The sequence below is a fragment of the Streptacidiphilus sp. ASG 303 genome, assembly GCF_020991365.1.
Lineage (GTDB): Bacteria > Actinomycetota > Actinomycetes > Streptomycetales > Streptomycetaceae > Peterkaempfera.
The window spans coordinates 232,796-249,497 of record NZ_JAJLRA010000003.1; the positions used below are offsets into that span (position 1 = coordinate 232,796).

A 16,702-nucleotide genomic window follows, 5' to 3' on the forward strand; every position below is an offset into this window, starting at 1 on the left:
GACGGGGGTGTCCCCGGGCACGGGCCGCCGGGCCCGATCCGGCCCCGCAGGGCCCGGCCAGGCCCGGCCCGGCCCGGCCCGGCCCGGTCAGTGCAGGCGGTCGGCGAGCGCGGAGAGGTCGGCGCCATCCCAGCGGCGGCCCACGCCGCAGAGCACGACCCGGCGCACGTCCCCGGCGCCGTCGTCGTCCCCGTCCGCCGCGCCGTCCGCCGCGTCCCCCTCCGGGCCGTCGCCGCCGAGCTGCCGCTCGATGCGGACCTCCAGCCGGTCCTCGGAGAGCTCCTCGACCCTGCCCTCGCCCCACTCGACGACCACCACCGACTCCGGCAGCGAGACGTCCAGGTCGAGGTCCTCCATCTCCTCCAGGCCGCCGCCGAGGCGGTACGCGTCGACGTGCACCAGGGCCGGGCCGCCGCCCAGCGGGGGGTGCACCCGGGCGATGACGAAGGTCGGGGAGGTCACGGCGCCGCGCACGCCCAGGCCCTCCCCCAGGCCGCGGGTGAGGGTGGTCTTGCCCGCGCCCAGCTCTCCGGAGAGCAGCACCAGGTCGCCGGGCCGCAGCAGCGCGGCCAGCTCGCGGCCGAGCCGCTGCATGCGGTCGGGCGTGGGCACGGTGAGGGTGGCGTACGAGCCCATGGGTGTGTCGCGGTCCTTCCGGGGGTGCGTGCCGGGTCCGGCCCCCGGGCGTTCGGGGTCCGGGGGCCTCCAGGGTCTCAGGGTCGCACGCCGGAGCCGTCCGGGTCGCCCGCGCCGTCGAGTCCGCCCAGGTCGCCGAGCGGGACGCCGCTGCGGCGGGCGGCCCGCTCCAGCAGGGCGGCGAGGTGGGCGTTGACCACCTCGGGGTGCTCCAGCATCACCAGGTGGCCCGCGTCGGGGACGAGCACCAGCTCGGCGCCGGGCAGCGCGTCGGCTATCGCCTCGCTGTGCGCGGGCGGCGTGAGCAGGTCGCGGGTGCCGCCCAGGACGAGGGAGGGGATGCCGTCCATGCCCGCCAGGGCGGCGGCCTTGTCGTGCAGGCCGAAGGCCGGGTAGAACTCGGCGACCACGTCGATGGGCGTGGCCTCCAGCATCTGCTCGGCGAAGCGGGCGACCGCCGGGTCCACGCCGCCGCTGCCGAAGGAGAACTTCCGGTACAGCACCGCCGTCAGCTCGCTGCCGGCCCGCCGGGTGGCCTCGACGAGTTCCACCTGGCGGCCGAGCGCCCGCAGCACACCCGGCGCGACGCGGTGCAGCACCCGGGCGCCGTAGGCGGGCAGGCCGAGGGTGACCTCGTTCCACCGGCCGGCGGTGGTGCCTATGAGGGCGACGCCCGCGACCCGCTCCCGGAACAGCTCGGGGTGCTGGTCGGCGAGGGCCATGACGGTCATGCCGCCCATGGAGTGGCCGACCAGGACGAGCGGGCCCTCGGGGGCGGCCGCGTCGATCACGGCCCGCAGGTCGGCGCCGAGCTGGTCGATGGTGGCGGGCTCGCCCGCCTGGTAGGAGCGGCCCCGCTCGGAGCGGCCGTGGCTGCGCTGGTCCCAGAACACCATCCGCACGCCGTCGCGCAGCGCCGCCCGCTGGAAGTGCCAGCTGTCCTGGTTGAGGCAGTAGCCGTGGCAGAAGACGACGGTCAGGGGCGGCGCGCCGGAGGGGCCGGGCGGCGCGGCGTCGGGGCCGGCGGGGGCGGTGGCGAGGACCGGCGTGCGCTGGACGCGCCGGCGGCCGAACCAGCCGCGGCGCACCGCGGCGCCGGCGGCCTCCCCGGGACCGGCCTGCGGCCCGGCGTCCGGCACGGCCCCGGGGCCGGCGGCGGCCCCGGCCGGGCCGGCGGCGGTGTCCTGTCCGGCGGGGAGGGCGGGCCGGGCGGTGCCGTCGAGCTCCACGTACAGGCGGGTGCCGTCGTCGGCGGTGACCTGGCGGGAGACGCCGCGCAGCGAGCCGAAGGGGGCGGCGGCGTCCAGTTCGGCGCGGGCCCGCAGGCGCATGGCGCGGCCGACGGTGAGGCGCTCCAGCGCCACGCCGGCCGCGGCGCCGGCGGCGACCACGCCGACGGACAGGCCGAGCAGGCCCGCCCGGCGCCCTGCCCGGACCAGCATCCCGTCGGCCACGGCCCCGGCGGCGTCGCCGACCGCCTGGACCGCCCGTACCGCGGACTCCGCGGCCCCGGAGGCCGCGTCCACCGCCCTGCCCGCGTCACTGCCCATGTCGGGTGATGCCCTCCTGCCCGCCGGCTCCGGTGCCGGCCGTCCCGTTCACATGCCTGCGCGGGACTCTTACCCCGATCCGGGTCACGATCTCGTAGGCGATGGTCCCGCAGGCCCGCGCCCAGTCCTCGGCGGTCGGCTCGCCCCGGTCGCCGGGGCCGAAGAGCACCGCCGTGTCGCCGGGCTCGGCGCTGTCGCCGCCCAGGTCGACGACGAACTGGTCCATGGCGACCCGCCCGGCGGCCGTGCGCCACTTCCCGGCGACCTGGACGGGCCCGGTGCCGCTGGCGTGCCGGGGGATGCCGTCGGCGTAGCCGACCGGCACCAGGCCGAGCGTGGTCTCGCCCGGGGTCGTGTAGTGGTGGCCGTAGCTCACGCCGTGGCCGCCGGGAACCCGCTTGACCGAGGCCAGCCGGGCCTCCAGCGTCATCACCGGCCGCAGCCCGAAGTCGGCCGGAGAGCCGACCTCCGGCACCGGTGAGAGCCCGTACAGGGCGAGCCCGGTGCGGACGAGGTCGTGGTGGGTCTCGGGCAGCAGCAGGGTGGCGGGCGAGTTGGCGAGGTGGCGGACCTCCAGGCGGGCCCCCTGGGCCTCCGCGTGGGCCACGGCCTCGTCGAACGCGGTGAGCTGGGCCCGGATCGAGGGGTGGCCGGGCTCGTCGGCGGCGGCGAGGTGCGACCAGACGCCGGCGATGCGCAGCAGGCCGCCGGCCTCGGCGCGGCGGGCGGCGGCGACCAGGTCGGGCCAGTCGTGGGGCTGGCAGCCGTTGCGCCCGAGGCCGGTGTCGGCCTTGAGGTGGACACGGGCCGGTACGCCGGTCTCCCCGACGGCGGCGAGCAGCTCGTCCAGGGCCCAGCGGGCGCTGACGGAGACGTCGACGGAGGCGCGCAGCGCCTCGGCCCAGGGGCCGCCGGGCGTCCACAGCCAGCACAGCACCCGGGCCTGATCCGGGCCGATGCCGGCGGCGCGCAGCGCGAGCGCCTCCTCGGGGGTGGCGGTGCCGAGCCAGGTCGCACCGGCCAGCAGGGCCTCGCGGGCGCAGGGCAGGGCGCCGTGCCCGTAGGCGTCGGCCTTGACCACGGCCATCAGCGCGGCGCCGGACGCGCGGGCCCGCAGGGTCTCGACGTTGGACCGCAGCGCCGCCAGGTCCACCGTCGCTTCGGCTCGCATCGCTGTTCTCATCGCCTGCCAGTCTCCCATCCCGGCGCCCCGGTTCCCGCGCGAGGTGGCCCGGGACACGTGATCGGGGACACGTGGTCGGGACACGTGGTCGGGCGAAGCAGCCGGGACACGCGGCCGGGAGACGCGCGGCGCCCGTCCCGGGTCCGGCCCGGGGCGGGCGCCGCGCGGCGGGGCGTGCCGGGTCAGGTGCCCGGGCGCTTGCCCCAGACGTAGACGTAGTCGTGGAGCTTGAGCACGCCCCACAGGCGCCTGGCGTCGCCGTTGGTCATGTTGACGCAGCCGTGCGAGCCGGGCGGCTGGGAGATCGGGATGGAGACGCCGTGGAAGGCCTGGCCGCCGTCGAAGAACTGGCTGTACGGCATGGCCACGTGGTAGAGCGTCGAGTAGTGGTCGATGTGCCGCCAGTAGACGCGCTTGAGGCCGGTGCGGGTCTCGTAGCCGTCGCGCCCGGAGCGGATCCTCACCGGGTTGAAGATCACCTTCTTGCCGTACTGGACCCACACGAGCTGCCGCTTGAGGTCGACGCAGGCGATGCGCCCCTTGTTGACCGGGCAGGCGCCGGAGGCGTTGGGGTTGGCGCGGGCCTGGAGCTCCTGCATCTTCCCCCAGGTGATCGGGCCGGCGTAGCCGATGTGCGGGGTGATGCCGTACCTGACCTGGAAGCTCTGGATGGCGCGGCAGTCGGTGGGCGACTGCCTCCCGTCGACCTTCAGCTTCAGGTAGGACTCCACCTGCCGCTGGTACGGGCCGGTCTGCGTGGTGCAGGACGTCGCCGCCTGCGCCTGGCCGCCGGCGAGGAGGGTCACCGGGGCCGCCAGGCCCGCGACGGCCAGTGCCGCGCCGGCCCGCCGGCCGAGGGCGGCCGCGCGTGGCCGCCGCGCGGCCCTCTGCTCGTTCTGCATGCTCTCGCCTCGCCTCTCCCCCTGAGGGTCGTGCGGGCGGCCGCCGCTCGGACGAGGGCGTGCTCCCCACCCGCACACCTCTGAAGACCACCCGGACGGAGCAGTGGTTGCAGGGGTGCGCGGGTGTTACGCAGCCGTGACCGGTCCGGTTCGGAGGGCGGGCCGGACGGGCCGGACGGGCCGGGCGAACCGGGCGGGCCGGGCGGGCCGTTGCCGGAGGCCGCCCGGCTCAGGGGGCGGACCGCACGCTCCGCCAGGCCGCGCGCAGCGCCGCGGCGACGTCCAGCGCCGAGACCGGGGCGCCCGCGGCGTCCCTGCCGCCGGGAGCGTGCCCGGCGGCGGCGGTGCGGGCGGCCAGGCCGTGCAGGTAGGCGGCGCAGGAGGCGGCGTCCACCGGGTCCAGCCCGGAGGCGAGGAGCGACCCGGCGAGTCCGGAGAGCACGTCGCCGCTGCCCGCGGTGGCCAGCCAGGGGGTGCCGGTCGGGTTCACCCGGACCGGGGTGCGGGCGGCGACCGGGAAGACCGGCCACTCGCGGTACTCCGCGGAGTGCACCCGCGCCGACTCCGCCGGGGCGGGCACGACGACCGTGGTGGAGCCCTTGAGCAGCACCGCCGCCCCGTACGCCTCCGCGATCCGCACCGCGTGCCGCAGCCGGGCCGCGGCGACCTCGGCGGCCGGGTCGGGCCGGTGCGCGGCCGCGAGCAGCCGCACCGCCTCCCCGGCGTGCGGGGTGAGCAGCACCGGGGCGCGGCGGCCCTCCAGGGCGGCCGGGCCGCGCCGCGCCAGCAGGGTGAGGCCGTCGGCGTCGACGAGGACCGGCACGTCCGAGGCCAGCGCCTCGTCCAGCGCCCGGTGCGCCTCGGGCCCGTCGCCGAGCCCGGGGCCGACCACCCACGCCTGGACGCGGCCCGCCTCCGCGGGCCCGCCCGCGGAGACCAGGGCCTCGGGGAAGCGCCGCACGACCTCCTCGGCGGCGCTGCCCGCGTACCGGACGGCGCCCGCGCCGCCGTGCAGCGCGCCCGCCGTGGCGAGCACGGCCGCGCCGGGGTAGCGGGCGGACCCGGCGGCGATGCCGACCACGCCGCGCCGGTACTTGTCGCTCTCGCCGGTGGGGCGGGGCAGCAGGGCGGCGGCGTCGGCGTGCTGGAGCGCCTCGCAGGCGGCGCGGCCGCCGGGGCGGCCCTCCCCCAGTTCGGGGCCGAGCCCGATGTCGACGAGGCGCACGACGCCCGCGTACCCGGCGCCGGGGTCGACCAGCAGCCCCGGCTTGTGGGTGCCGAGGCAGACGGTGACGTCGGCCCGCACGGCGGCGCCGTGCACCTCCCCGGTGTCCGCGTCGACGCCGCTGGGCAGGTCGACGGCGACCACCAGCGCGCCGCGGCGCTCGCGGGCCCGCTGCGCCGCCGCCGCGTACGGGAGCGCCTCCGGGCGGAGCCCGCCGCGGCCGCCGATGCCGGTGATGCCGTCGAGGACCAGGTCCGCGGCCTCGACGAGGCCCTCGCCGCCGCGGTCGACGGCGGTGCCGCCGGCCGCGCGCAGCGCCGCCAGGCCGCCGGGGTGGGCCCTCCCCGGGGCCAGCAGCACGGCGGTGACGCCCGCGCCGCGGCGGGCGAGGCGGGCGGCGGCGTACAGGGCGTCGCCGCCGTTGTCCCCGCCGCCGGCCAGGACGGCGACGCGGCTGCCGTACACGCCGCCGCGCCGGTCCGACAGGGCCGCCGCGCAGGTGGCGGCGATCCCCGCGGCGGCGCGCTGCATCAGCGTGCCCTCCGGCAGCCGCGCCATCAGCGCCGCCTCCGCCGCCCGTACCCGCTCCACCGTGTGCGCGTACCGCATCCGAGCCTCCCTCAGCGATGGTCCGCCCTGCGCCGGACGGATGACCCCTCGAACGGGTACCCCCTCCGGCGGGGTTCCCCCGGACGGGCCGCCCCGGGCCGGTTCACCCCTCGGCGACCACCACCGCCGACGCCACGCCCCCGTCGTGGCTGAGCGACACGTGCCAGGCCGTCACGCCGAGCTCGGCGGCGCGGGCGGCGACGGTGCCCGCCACCTTCAGCACCGGCCGCCCGGACGGCTCGCTGTGCACCTCGGCGTCGAGCCAGTTGAGCCCGGCGGGCGCACCGAGCGCCTTGGCCAGGGCCTCCTTGGCGGCGAACCGGGCGGCCAGGGAGGCGGTGCCGCGCCGCTCGCCGGACGGCAGGTGCAGCTCGGCCTCGGTGAAGAGCCGCTCGGCCATCCGGGGCGTGCGCTCCAGCGACTCCCCGAACCGGTCGATGGCCGCGACGTCGATGCCCACGCCTATGATCATCCGCCTGCTCCTCCCGGACCGGCGCGCCGTGCGCCCGCCTTGCGAACAGCATTCCGCACCCGCGGGGAAAGGGCAGGCCGGGCCGTCCCCCGAGGGGACGGCCCGGCCCGGTGCGGCGGGCGGCGGCTACTCCACCGTCACCGACTTGGCGAGGTTGCGCGGCTGGTCCACCTCGTGGCCCTTGGCGGTCGCCAGCTCGCAGGCGAAGACCTGCAGCGGCACCGTGGAGACCAGCGGCTGGAGCAGCGTCGGCGTCGCCGGGATGCGGATGAGGTGGTCGGCGTAGGGGGCCACCGCCTCGTCGCCCTCCTCCGCGATCACGATGGTGCGGGCACCGCGGGCGCGGATCTCCTGGATGTTGGAGACGATCTTGTCGTGCAGCACCGAGCGGCCGCGCGGCGAGGGCACCACCACGACGACCGGCAGGTCCTGCTCGATGAGGGCGATCGGGCCGTGCTTCAGCTCGCCGGCCGCGAAGCCCTCGGCGTGCATGTACGCCAGCTCCTTGAGCTTGAGCGCGCCTTCCAGCGCCACCGGGTAGCCCACGTGGCGGCCGAGGAAGAGCACGGCGGGGGCGTCCGCGAGAGAGCGGGCCAGCTCGCGGACCGGCTCCATGGTGCCCAGCACCTCCTCCACCTGGCGGGGGGCGTCGGCCAGCTGGCGGATGACCTCGTTGATCTCGTCGCCCCACTTGGTGCCGCGCACCTGGCCCAGGTAGAGGGCGACCAGGTAGCAGGCGACCAGCTGGGTGAGGAACGCCTTGGTGGAGGCGACCGCGACCTCGGGGCCCGCGTGGGTGTACAGCACCGCGTCGGACTCGCGCGGGATGGTGGAGCCGTTGGTGTTGCAGATGGCCAGCACCTTGGCGCCCTGCTCGCGGGCGTGCCGCAGCGCCATCAGGGTGTCCATGGTCTCGCCGGACTGGGAGATGGCGATGACCAGGGTCTGCTGGTCCAGGATCGGGTCGCGGTAGCGGAACTCGCTGGCGAGCTCGACCTCGCAGGGCACCCGGGTCCAGTGCTCGATCGCGTACTTGGCGATCATGCCCGCGTGGAAGGCGGTGCCGCAGGCCACGATGACGATCTTGTCGACCGCGCGCAGCACCCGGTCCTCGATCCGGACCTCGTCCAGGGTGAGGCGGCCGTCGGTGCCGATGCGGCCGAGGAGGGTGTCGGCGACCGCCTTGGGCTGCTCGGCGATCTCCTTGAGCATGAAGTAGTCGTAGCCGCCCTTCTCGGCGGCGGAGGCGTCCCAGTCCACGTGGTACTCGCGCACCTCGGCCGGGGCGCCGTCGAAGTCCGTCACCGTGACGGAGCCGGCCCGCAGCTCCACGACCTGGTCCTGGCCGAGCTCGACGGCCTCGCGGGTGTGGGCGATGAAGGCGGCGACGTCGGAGGCGAGGAAGTTCTCGCCCTCGCCGCGGCCGACGACCAGCGGCGAGTTGCGGCGGGCGCCGACGACCACGCCGGGGGAGTCCGCGTGCACGGCCACCAGGGTGAACGCGCCGTCCAGGCGGCGGCAGACCTTCCGCATGGCCTCGGCGAGGTCGCCCTCGTACTCCTCGCCCAGCAGGTGGGCGACGACCTCGGTGTCGGTCTCGGAGCGCAGCTGGTGGCCGCGCTCGGCGATCTCGGCGCGCAGGGCGGCGAAGTTCTCGATGATCCCGTTGTGGACGACGGCGACCTTGGCGGTGTCGTCCAGGTGGGGGTGGGCGTTGGCGTCCGTGGGACCGCCGTGGGTGGCCCAGCGGGTGTGGCCGATGCCGGTGGTGCCGCCGGGCAGCGGGGTGTCCGCGAGGGACTTCTCCAGGTTGGCGAGCTTGCCCGCCCGCTTGTCGACGGCCAGCGTTCCGTCGCTCTCGGTCTGCACGGCGACACCCGCCGAGTCGTAGCCGCGGTACTCCAGTCTCTTCAGGCCGGCGATCACTACATCAAGCGCGGGCTGCCCGCCCACGTAACCAACGATTCCGCACATGGCCGCCAGCATAAGCGGCCCCGGGCCCACCGGTACGACTCGTCACACCGCAGGAGGGACCGCGGGGGCCCCGCGCCGTGACGGAACCCACACGGTCCCGGTCGCCGGGCACGGACGACAATGGAGCACGTGCTGACGACCGAAGCCCTCCCCCAGGGCGCCCCCGCCCCGGCCGCGCAGACCCCGGCGCCGCCCTCGCCGACCCCCTACGTCGACCTCGACCGGGCCGGCTGGAGCGCCCTGCGCGACCGCACCCCGCTGCCGCTCACCGCGGACGAGGTGGAGCGCCTGCGCGGCCTCGGCGACGCCATGGACCTCGACGAGGTCGTCGACGTCTACCTGCCGCTCTCCCGGCTGCTCAACCTGTACGTCCACGCCACCCGGGAGCTGCGCGGCGCGGTCGGGACCTTCCTCGACCGCCCCCACCTGGTGGACGGCCCCGGCGCGGAGGCCGCCCGCACCCCGTTCGTCATCGGCGTCGCCGGGTCGGTCGCGGTCGGCAAGTCCACCACCGCCCGCGTGCTGCGCGCCCTGCTGGCCCGCTGGCCGGAGCACCCCCGGGTGGAGCTCGTCACCACCGACGGCTTCCTGCTGCCCAACGCGGAGCTGCGGCGGCGCGGCCTGATGGCCCGCAAGGGCTTCCCCGAGTCGTACGACCGCCGGGCGCTCACCCGTTTCGTGGCCGACGTCAAGGCGGGCCGCGACGAGGTGACGGCGCCGGTCTACTCGCACCTGGTCTACGACATCGTGCCGGGCGAGCGGCTGACGGTGCGCCGGCCCGACATCCTCATCGTCGAGGGGCTGAACGTGCTGCAGCCCGCGCTGCCGGGCAAGGACGGCCGGACCCGGCTCGCGGTCTCCGACTACTTCGACTTCTCCATCTACGTCGACGCCCGCACCGACGACATCGAGGAGTGGTACCTCTCCCGCTTCCGCAAGCTGCGGCAGACCGCCTTCCAGGACCCGTCGTCGTACTTCCGCCGGTTCACCGACGTGCCGGAGGAGGAGGCCCTGGAGTACGGGCGCACCGTCTGGCGGACCATCAACCGGCCCAACCTGGTGGAGAACGTGCTGCCCACCCGCGGCCGGGCCACCCTCGTGCTGCAGAAGGGGTCCGACCACAAGGTGCGGCGGGCGCGCCTGCGCAAGCTCTGAGGACCCGGCGCGGGTCCTGACGGCCCGGCGGGGCACGCCGGGAACGGTGCGGGGCGCCCCTCCGGGAGGGGCGCCCCGCACCGTCCGTACGGCGGTCAGCCCAGGTGGGTGCGGACGGCCTCGGCCAGCCGCTCGGCGACGGCCCGCGCCTGCCCCGCCTCCGCGGCCTCCACCATGACGCGCACCAGCGGCTCGGTGCCCGAGGGGCGCAGCAGCACCCGCCCGGTGGAGCCCAGTTCGGCCTCGGCGGCCGCGACGGCCTCGGCCAGGCCCTCGGAGGTGTGCGCCCGCGCCTTGTCGACGCCCTTGACGTTGACGAGGACCTGCGGCAGGCGGGTCATCACGGCGGCGAGGTCCGCGAGCGGCTGCTTGGTGGCGGCGACCCGGGCGGCCAGCATGAGTCCGGTGAGGGTGCCGTCGCCGGTCGTGGCGTGGTCCAGCAGGATGACGTGGCCGGACTGCTCGCCGCCCAGCGAGTAGCCGTGCTCCTTCATCGCCTCCAGGACGTAGCGGTCGCCGACGGCCGTCTGCACCAGGTCGATGCCCTCGCGCTCCATCGCCAGCTTGAAGCCGAGGTTCGACATGACGGTGGCGACCACGGTGTTCTTGCGCAGCGTGCCGGCCTCGCGCATGCCGACGGCCAGGATCGCGAGGATCTGGTCGCCGTCCACCTCGTTGCCCTCGGCGTCCACGGCCAGGCAGCGGTCGGCGTCGCCGTCGTGGGCGAGGCCCAGGTCGGCGCGGTGCTCGACGACGGCGGCGCGCAGCCGGTCGAGGTGGGTGGAGCCGACGCCGTCGTTGATGTTGAGGCCGTCGGGGTCCGCGCCCAGGGTGTGGACGACCTCGGCGCCGGCGCGTGCGAAGGCGTCGGGCGAGATGCGGGCGGCGGCGCCGTGGGCGCCGTCGATGACGACCCTCAGCCCGTCCAGGCGGTTCGGCAGCACGGCGACCAGGTGGGCGATGTAGCGGTCGACGCCCTCGTCGTAGTCGCGGACCCGGCCGACGGCCGCGCCGGTGGGGCGGGTCCAGGACGCGTCGGCGGCGTGCTGCCGGTACTGCTCCTCGATGGCGTCCTCGATCTCGTCGGCGAGCTTGTGGCCGCCGCGGGCGAGGAACTTGATGCCGTTGTCGGGCATCGGGTTGTGGCTGGCGGACAGCATCACGCCGAGGTCCGCGCCGAGCGCGCCGGTGAGGTACGCGACGGCGGGCGTCGGCAGCACGCCGACCCGCAGCACGTCCACGCCGGAGCTGGCGAGGCCGGCGATGACGGCGGCCTCCAGGAACTCGCCCGAGGCCCGCGGGTCGCGGCCGACCACCGCGACCGGCCGGTGGCCCTCGAAGGCCCCGGCGTCGCCGAGCACGTGCGCGGCGGCCACCGACAGCCCCAGCGCCAGCTCGGCGGTCAGGTCCGCGTTGGCGACGCCCCGAACGCCGTCCGTGCCGAAGAGTCGTCCCACTTGTTCATCCTCCGTGGCTCGTCGCCGCGCGGGAGCGCCCTCCGGGGGCAGGCGGCACAGTGCTCGTGCACCTGCCCGCGCCCGGGTTCCGCATTCCGTACGACTACTCCATCGGGCGTACCTGCCACGCCCGGCGATGCTGCTCAGGATGCACGACGCCCCGGGGGCGGGAGCCCCCGGGGCGTCGTACGACGGCTGTGCTTAGCGCTTGCTGTACTGCGGCGCCTTGCGGGCCTTCTTCAGACCGGCCTTCTTGCGCTCGGTGGCGCGGGCGTCGCGGGTCAGGAACCCGGCCTTCTTGAGCGGGCCGCGGTTGTTGTCCACGTCCGCCTCGTTGAGGGCGCGGGCCACGCCGAGGCGCAGGGCGCCGGCCTGGCCGGAGACGCCGCCGCCGCTGATGCGGGCGATGACGTCGTAGCGGCCGTCGATCTCGAGCACCTTGAAGGGCTCGTTGACGATCTGCTGGTGCACCTTGTTGGGGAAGTACTCCTCCAGGGTGCGGCCGTTGATCTTCCACACACCGGTGCCGGGGACGATGCGCACGCGGGCGATCGCCTCCTTGCGGCGGCCGAGGCCGGCGCCCGGGATGGCCTCGCCGAAGCGGGAGGCCAGCGACTCGGTGGTGTAGTTCTCCTCGACGGTCTCGTCGACCTCGAGGGGGGTCTCGATGGCAGTCTCGGCCACGGTGATCCTCAGCTCCTGCTACTCAGTTGGGGGTTTGGTGGCCGGAATTACTGCGCGACCTGGGTGATCTCGAACGGCACCGGCTGCTGGGCAGCGTGGGGGTGCTGGTCGCCCGAGTACACCTTGAGCTTGGAGAGCATCTGGCGGCCGAGGGAGTTCTTCGGCAGCATGCCCTTGATCGCCTTCTCCACGGCCTTCTCGGGGTTGTTCGCGAGGAGGTCGTCGTAGCGGACCGAGCGGAGACCGCCCGGGTAGCCGGAGTGACGGTAGGCCAGCTTCTGGGTCCGCTTGTTGCCGGAGAGGTGCACCTTGTCGGCGTTGACGATGATGACGAAGTCACCGGTGTCGACGTGAGGCGCGTACACCGGCTTGTGCTTGCCCCGGAGGAGAGAGGCTGCCTGGGAGGCCAGGCGGCCCAGCACGACGTCGGTCGCGTCGATGACGTGCCACTGACGCTGGACGTCGCCGGGCTTAGGGCTGTACGTACGCACGGTCGTAGCCTTCGCTTTTCAGTGAGTGTGTCCTGACAGGGCCACCCGGACGATCACGATCAGCCTGGACGTGCCGCCCTGGACGCAACAGGACGGGTCCGCTGGTCATCGGCCCGGTGAACCGGCGTACCGACCTCTCACGTGAGATGGAGCGAGCCAATACGCACAACAAGCTCGCAGAATACCGGCCGGACGGCGGACGGGTCAAAACGACCCGTACGGCGTACGGGTCATCTCTGCCGGTCGTCCCCGCCGACCGTCCCCGCCGGGCGTCCCTCCGTCCGCCCCGGCCGCCGCCCCCGCACGGCGGCCGGGGCACGGCGGTCACCGCTCGCGGGCCACCCGGGCCTCGTCCCAGACCGGCTCCGGCGCCTCCCGCACCCGTCCGTCCTGCCCGAAGACCAGGAAGCGGTCGAAGGACCGGGCGAACCACCGGTCGTGGGTGACGCAGAGCACCGTCCCGTCGAAGGACTCCAGCCCCTCCTGCAGCGCCTCGGCGCTCTCCAGGTCCAGGTTGTCGGTGGGCTCGTCCAGCAGCAGCGCGGTGACCCCCGACAGCTCCAGCCGCAGGATCATCAGCCGCGCCTGCTGACCGCCCGACAGCGACTCGAAGCGCAGGTCGGCCTGGCCGTGCAGCTCGTACCGGCGCAGCGCGGACATCGCCTGGCCCCGGTCCTTCGCGTGCTCGGTCTCCAGGATCTCCCGGGGCGTGCGGCCCCTCAGCTCCGGATGGGCGTGCGTCTGCCGGAAGTGGCCCGGGACGACCCGGGCGCCCAGCCGCCACTCCCCCGTGTGCCGCACCGAGGCGTCGCCGGCCAGCAGCCGCAGGAAGTGCGACTTCCCGGAGCCGTTGGAGCCCAGCACCGCGACCCGCTCGCCGTAGAAGACCTCCAGGTCGAACGGCTTCATCAGCCCGGTGAGCTCCAGGCCCTCACAGGTCACGGCCCGCACGCCGGTACGGCCGCCCTTCAGCCGCATGGAGATCTGCTGCTCGCGCGGCGGCACCTCCGGCGGCCCGGCCTCCTCGAACTTCCGCAGCCGGGTCTGCGCCGCCTGGTAGCGGGAGGCGAGCCCGTCGTTGAAGGCGGCCTTGGTCTTGAGGGTGTTCACCAGCTGCCTCAGCTTGGCGTGCTCCTCGTCCCAGCGGCGGCGCAGCTCCTCCAGCCGCTCGAAGCGCTCCCTGCGCGCCTCGTGGTACGAGGCGAAGCCGCCGCCGTGCACCCACACCCGGCTGCCCGCCGGGCCGGGCTCCACGCTGACGACCTTGTCCGCGGTGCGGGCCAGCAGCTCCCGGTCGTGCGAGACGAAGAGGACCGTCTTGGGCGTGGCCCGGATCTGCTCCTCCAGCCAGCGCTTGCCCGGGACGTCCAGGTAGTTGTCCGGCTCGTCCAGCAGCAGCACCTCGTCCGGGCCGCGCAGCAGCGCCTCCAGGACGAGCCGCTTCTGCTCGCCGCCGGAGAGGGTGGTGAGCCCGCGCCACTGGGCGCGCTCGAAGGGGACGCCGAGGGCGGCGGTGGTGCACACGTCCCAGACGGTCTCGTACTCGTAGCCGCCGGCGTCGGCCCAGTCGGCCAGCGCCTGCGCGTAGTCCAGCTGGGCGGGCTCGTCGTCCTGCGCCATCATCGCCAGCTCGGCGGCGTCCACCGCCCGCGCGGCGGTCCTGATCCGCGGCGGGGCGACGGAGACCAGCAGGTCGCGGACGGAGGCGTCGGACGGCAGCGCGCCGCCGTCCGGGCCGCGGCCGGTGGTGCCGACGAACTGGCGCATCACCCCCAGGCCGCCGCCGACCGTGACGGTCCCGCCGTGCGGCTGGACGTCGCCGGCGAGCAGCCGCAGCAGGGTGGTCTTGCCGGCGCCGTTGGCTCCGACCAGCGCCACCGCGGCGCCCTCGCCGACACGGAAGGACGCGTCGTCGAACAGCACCCGCCCGTCCGGCAGGTAGTACTCCAGGTGCGAGATCTCGACGTGTCCCATGGCAGGGATTGTGCGCGCAGGGCGGGGCCGCGCCCAAACGCTTTTCCCCCCGGGCGGCGGGGGCCGCGCCGTCGCCGCGCGGACCGGCGGACGCCGACCTGGCCGGGGATGCGTCCGCCCGGATGCCCTAGGATTCGGGCCCATGAACGATGGGTGGGGATCTGCTCCGGGGACGGGCGGCGGGCAGCCGCAGGAGGGGCCCGCGGCCGGGCACCCGCAGGGCGGCGCGCCGTGGCCGGGGGCTCAGCAGGGCGGTCCGCAGGCGTCGGCCCCCGCCGGGACGACACCGCAGGGCCTGCCGCAGCGCGCGGTGGGCGGCCAGCAGGGCCACCCCCAGCAGCCCGGACCGCAGCAGCCCGGGCCGCAGCAGGGCTCCGCGTTCCCGGCGCACGCCACCGGCCAGCCGGGCGGCTACGGCTACCCGCAGCAGGGGGGCTACGGCTACCCCGGCGGGCAGGGCGCGCCGCAGCAGGGCCTGCCGCAGCCCGGCCCCTACACCGCGCCGGACCCGCTGCCCCGCAACTCCTCCGAGCCGGACTGGGCGGCGCTCGCGGACCGCAACGACGCCGCGGCCCGCAGGCGCCGGCGCCTGTTCCTGGCGGGCGGCGGCGTGCTGGCCGCCGCCGCGGTCGCCGGGATCGTGGCGGTCGCCCTGAACGTCGGCGGCGGCAAGGACGTGGCGTCGGGCCCCTCGGCGAGCCCGTCGCCGTCGGTCTCCTCGGTGAAGCCGAGCCCCACGCCGCCCCCGCCGCCGGTGGACCCGCTGGAGATCATCGGCGACAAGAACAAGGACACCGCCCCGCTCAGCCCCCGCACGCTCTTCCCGGACGCCCGCGTGTCGGTCAACGGCCGCACCTACGACCGGGACGGCCGTCCGCACGGGACCGGCGAGTGCATCAAGGCGGGTTCGAGCGGCCTCGGCGAGATCCTGGTCCGCAACAAGTGCCGGGCCGTGTACCGGGCGACGTACATCACCAGGGACATCGCGGTGACCGTCGGCATCGTCGAGTTCGACACCCCCGAGCAGGCCCAGGCCGTCGCGAAGAAGCAGACCGGCAACATCTACTCGCTGTACCGGACCATCCGCCCGTTCTGCCGCGACGTGAAGTGCGTGCTCACCTACGGGTCGGCGGGCCGGTACGCCTACCTCACCACGGGCGGCTACCGGAGCGGGAAGCCGGCGACCCAGAAGGACAAGGCCGTCGGGCGCGCCTCGGCGGACATCGCCCAGCTGGCCCGCTTCACGCTGCTCCAGCGCGGCCGGCTGACCGCCGCGCAGCGCACGGTCACCGTCGCCCCGACGGGCTGACCGCCGCCGGCCCGCCGCGGCGGGCCGGCCGGCACCCCCGCGGGGGGCTCAGAGCCGCGGGGCGGGCCCGGCGGGGGCCGCGCCCGGCAGGGTGCGCATCCGGCGGGCGGTGCGGTTGCGCTCCATCAGCAGGCCGTCGGCCGGGTAGCCGACCTCCTCCAGGGTCAGGCCGTGCGGCCGGACCACGTTGACCGCGGAGTTGCGCACCCGCCCGGCCAGCACCTCGCCGGGGAAGCCGACCGGCCGCCGCCCGTCGCCGACCAGCAGCATCGCGCCGACCAGGGCGCGGACCATGTTGTGGCAGAAGGCGTCCGCGCGGACGGTGGCGACCACGAGGCCGGTGGCCGCGGGCCCCGCCGGGCCGGTGGCCGGCGAGGCGTGGGGGTCGGCGGGCGTGCGCTCCCAGCCCAGCTCCAGCAGGGTGCGCACCGTGGTGGCGCCCTCCCGCTTCTTGCAGTACGCGGCGAAGTCGTGCTCGCCCAGCAGCAGGGCGGCGGCCTCGTTCATGGCGTCGACGTCCAGCGGGCGGTCGTGCCACAGGACGTGCCCGCGCCGCAGCGGGTCGACCCCGCCCGGGTGGTCGGCGACCCGGTAGGCGTACCGGCGCCAGACCGCGGCGAAGCGGGCGTCGAAGCCGTGCGGCGCCTCGGTGAGGGACCAGACCCGGACGTCCGCGGGCAGCCGCCCGGCGAGCCGGCGGCGCAGCTTCTCCCGGTGCGCCTCCCACAGCTCCGCCGGGAGGTCGACGTGGGCCACCTGCCCGCGTGCGTGCACCCCGGCGTCGGTGCGGCCGGCGACCGTGAGCTCCACCGGCAGGCCGGTGCGGAGCACCGTGCGCAGGGCGTCCTCGACCTCGCCCTGCACGGTCCGCCGGCCGGGCTGCCGGGCCCAGCCGGAGAAGTCCGTCCCGTCGTACGCGAGGTCCAGCCGGACCCGGACGGCGCCGTCGGCCGGCCCGTCCGGCACGGCGGGCGTCTCGGCGCACTCGTTCACCACTGCTCGACTCTCCCTGTACGGCGGTGTACGGCGGTCGGGGCACCGGGCCCCGATACGGCGGGACGGGCCCGCTCCCCCGGGTGGG

At 76.0% G+C, this 16,702-nt stretch carries 14 protein-coding genes; 2 read left to right on the top strand and 12 right to left on the bottom strand.

What is annotated here, in order from left to right; translation table 11 throughout:
- Positions 1-87: 87 nt before the first annotated feature.
- From tsaE to glmS, 7 genes are all read right to left on the bottom strand, one after another.
- Complete coding sequence (gene tsaE / locus LO771_RS05845) at positions 88-636, bottom strand: tRNA (adenosine(37)-N6)-threonylcarbamoyltransferase complex ATPase subunit type 1 TsaE (protein WP_230648708.1); 549 nt, start codon at positions 634-636, stop codon at positions 88-90.
- A gap of 77 nt (positions 637-713) precedes the next feature.
- Positions 714-2,078 carry an alpha/beta fold hydrolase gene (locus tag LO771_RS05850; RefSeq protein WP_230649073.1) on the bottom strand — a complete coding sequence of 455 codons (1,365 nt, stop codon included), beginning with the start codon at positions 2,076-2,078 and terminating at the stop codon, positions 714-716.
- A 97-nt stretch (positions 2,079-2,175) separates the two neighbouring features.
- The gene (gene alr / locus LO771_RS05855; RefSeq protein WP_230648711.1) at positions 2,176-3,387 is read right to left on the bottom strand and encodes an alanine racemase; all 1,212 of its coding nucleotides are present in this window, start codon (positions 3,385-3,387) and stop codon (positions 2,176-2,178) included.
- A gap of 164 nt (positions 3,388-3,551) precedes the next feature.
- A complete protein-coding gene (locus LO771_RS05860) occupies positions 3,552-4,271 on the bottom strand; it encodes a L,D-transpeptidase (RefSeq protein ID WP_230648714.1) in 720 nt (239 codons plus the stop codon).
- 229 nt (positions 4,272-4,500) lie between these two features.
- Positions 4,501-6,105 (bottom strand): NAD(P)H-hydrate epimerase, encoded by a 1,605-nt coding sequence (locus LO771_RS05865; protein WP_230648716.1) that lies wholly within the window; start codon positions 6,103-6,105, stop codon positions 4,501-4,503.
- Between the two features lie 103 nt (positions 6,106-6,208).
- The gene (locus LO771_RS05870) at positions 6,209-6,577 is read right to left on the bottom strand and encodes a holo-ACP synthase (RefSeq protein ID WP_230648720.1); all 369 of its coding nucleotides are present in this window, start codon (positions 6,575-6,577) and stop codon (positions 6,209-6,211) included.
- Positions 6,578-6,703: 126 nt separating this feature from the next.
- A complete protein-coding gene (glmS, locus tag LO771_RS05875; RefSeq protein ID WP_230648723.1) occupies positions 6,704-8,551 on the bottom strand; it encodes a glutamine--fructose-6-phosphate transaminase (isomerizing) in 1,848 nt (615 codons plus the stop codon).
- A 120-nt stretch (positions 8,552-8,671) separates the two neighbouring features.
- Here glmS and coaA point away from each other — a divergent pair, with 120 nt between their 5' ends.
- Positions 8,672-9,706, top strand: a complete 1,035-nt coding sequence (gene coaA / locus LO771_RS05880; protein ID WP_230648726.1) for a type I pantothenate kinase — start codon at positions 8,672-8,674, stop codon at positions 9,704-9,706.
- A gap of 95 nt (positions 9,707-9,801) precedes the next feature.
- On the opposite strand, the gene glmM is transcribed toward coaA, so the two are convergent.
- The 4 genes from glmM to LO771_RS05900 all read right to left on the bottom strand — a co-directional run bounded on the left by glmM (position 9,802) and on the right by LO771_RS05900 (position 14,312).
- Positions 9,802-11,163, bottom strand: a complete 1,362-nt coding sequence (glmM, locus tag LO771_RS05885; RefSeq protein WP_230648729.1) for a phosphoglucosamine mutase — start codon at positions 11,161-11,163, stop codon at positions 9,802-9,804.
- Positions 11,164-11,364: 201 nt separating this feature from the next.
- Positions 11,365-11,847 (bottom strand): 30S ribosomal protein S9, encoded by a 483-nt coding sequence (rpsI, locus tag LO771_RS05890; RefSeq protein WP_230648732.1) that lies wholly within the window; start codon positions 11,845-11,847, stop codon positions 11,365-11,367.
- A 47-nt stretch (positions 11,848-11,894) separates the two neighbouring features.
- Positions 11,895-12,338: a 50S ribosomal protein L13 gene (gene rplM / locus LO771_RS05895; protein ID WP_230648735.1), complete on the bottom strand. Its 444-nt coding sequence runs from the start codon at positions 12,336-12,338 to the stop codon at positions 11,895-11,897.
- Positions 12,339-12,662: 324 nt separating this feature from the next.
- Positions 12,663-14,312 carry an ATP-binding cassette domain-containing protein gene (locus LO771_RS05900; protein WP_230648738.1) on the bottom strand — a complete coding sequence of 550 codons (1,650 nt, stop codon included), beginning with the start codon at positions 14,310-14,312 and terminating at the stop codon, positions 12,663-12,665.
- A gap of 142 nt (positions 14,313-14,454) precedes the next feature.
- On the opposite strand from LO771_RS05900, the gene LO771_RS05905 reads away from it, so the two are divergent.
- Entirely contained in the window at positions 14,455-15,621 is a 1,167-nt protein-coding gene (locus LO771_RS05905) for a hypothetical protein (protein ID WP_230648741.1), read from the top strand.
- Positions 15,622-15,669: 48 nt separating this feature from the next.
- On the opposite strand, the gene truA is transcribed toward LO771_RS05905, so the two are convergent.
- A complete protein-coding gene (gene truA, locus LO771_RS05910) occupies positions 15,670-16,587 on the bottom strand; it encodes a tRNA pseudouridine(38-40) synthase TruA (RefSeq protein WP_230649074.1) in 918 nt (305 codons plus the stop codon).
- Between the last annotated feature and the right edge of the window lie 115 nt (positions 16,588-16,702).

Bases quoted from the DNA above. Each gene is read 5' to 3' on its own strand.
- tsaE (WP_230648708.1), bottom strand. From the start codon at position 636: ATGGGCTCGTACGCCACCCTCACCGTGCCCACGCCCGACCGCATGCAG.
- LO771_RS05850 (WP_230649073.1), bottom strand. From the start codon at position 2,078: ATGCTGGTCCGGGCAGGGCGCCGGGCGGGCCTGCTCGGCCTGTCCGTC.
- alr (WP_230648711.1), bottom strand. From the start codon at position 3,387: ATGGGAGACTGGCAGGCGATGAGAACAGCGATGCGAGCCGAAGCGACG.
- LO771_RS05860 (WP_230648714.1), bottom strand. From the start codon at position 4,271: ATGCAGAACGAGCAGAGGGCCGCGCGGCGGCCACGCGCGGCCGCCCTC.
- LO771_RS05865 (WP_230648716.1), bottom strand. From the start codon at position 6,105: ATGCGGTACGCGCACACGGTGGAGCGGGTACGGGCGGCGGAGGCGGCG.
- LO771_RS05870 (WP_230648720.1), bottom strand. From the start codon at position 6,577: ATGATCATAGGCGTGGGCATCGACGTCGCGGCCATCGACCGGTTCGGG.
- glmS (WP_230648723.1), bottom strand. From the start codon at position 8,551: ATGTGCGGAATCGTTGGTTACGTGGGCGGGCAGCCCGCGCTTGATGTA.
- coaA (WP_230648726.1), top strand. From the start codon at position 8,672: ATGGAGCACGTGCTGACGACCGAAGCCCTCCCCCAGGGCGCCCCCGCC.
- LO771_RS05900 (WP_230648738.1), bottom strand. From the start codon at position 14,312: ATGGGACACGTCGAGATCTCGCACCTGGAGTACTACCTGCCGGACGGG.
- LO771_RS05905 (WP_230648741.1), top strand. From the start codon at position 14,455: ATGAACGATGGGTGGGGATCTGCTCCGGGGACGGGCGGCGGGCAGCCG.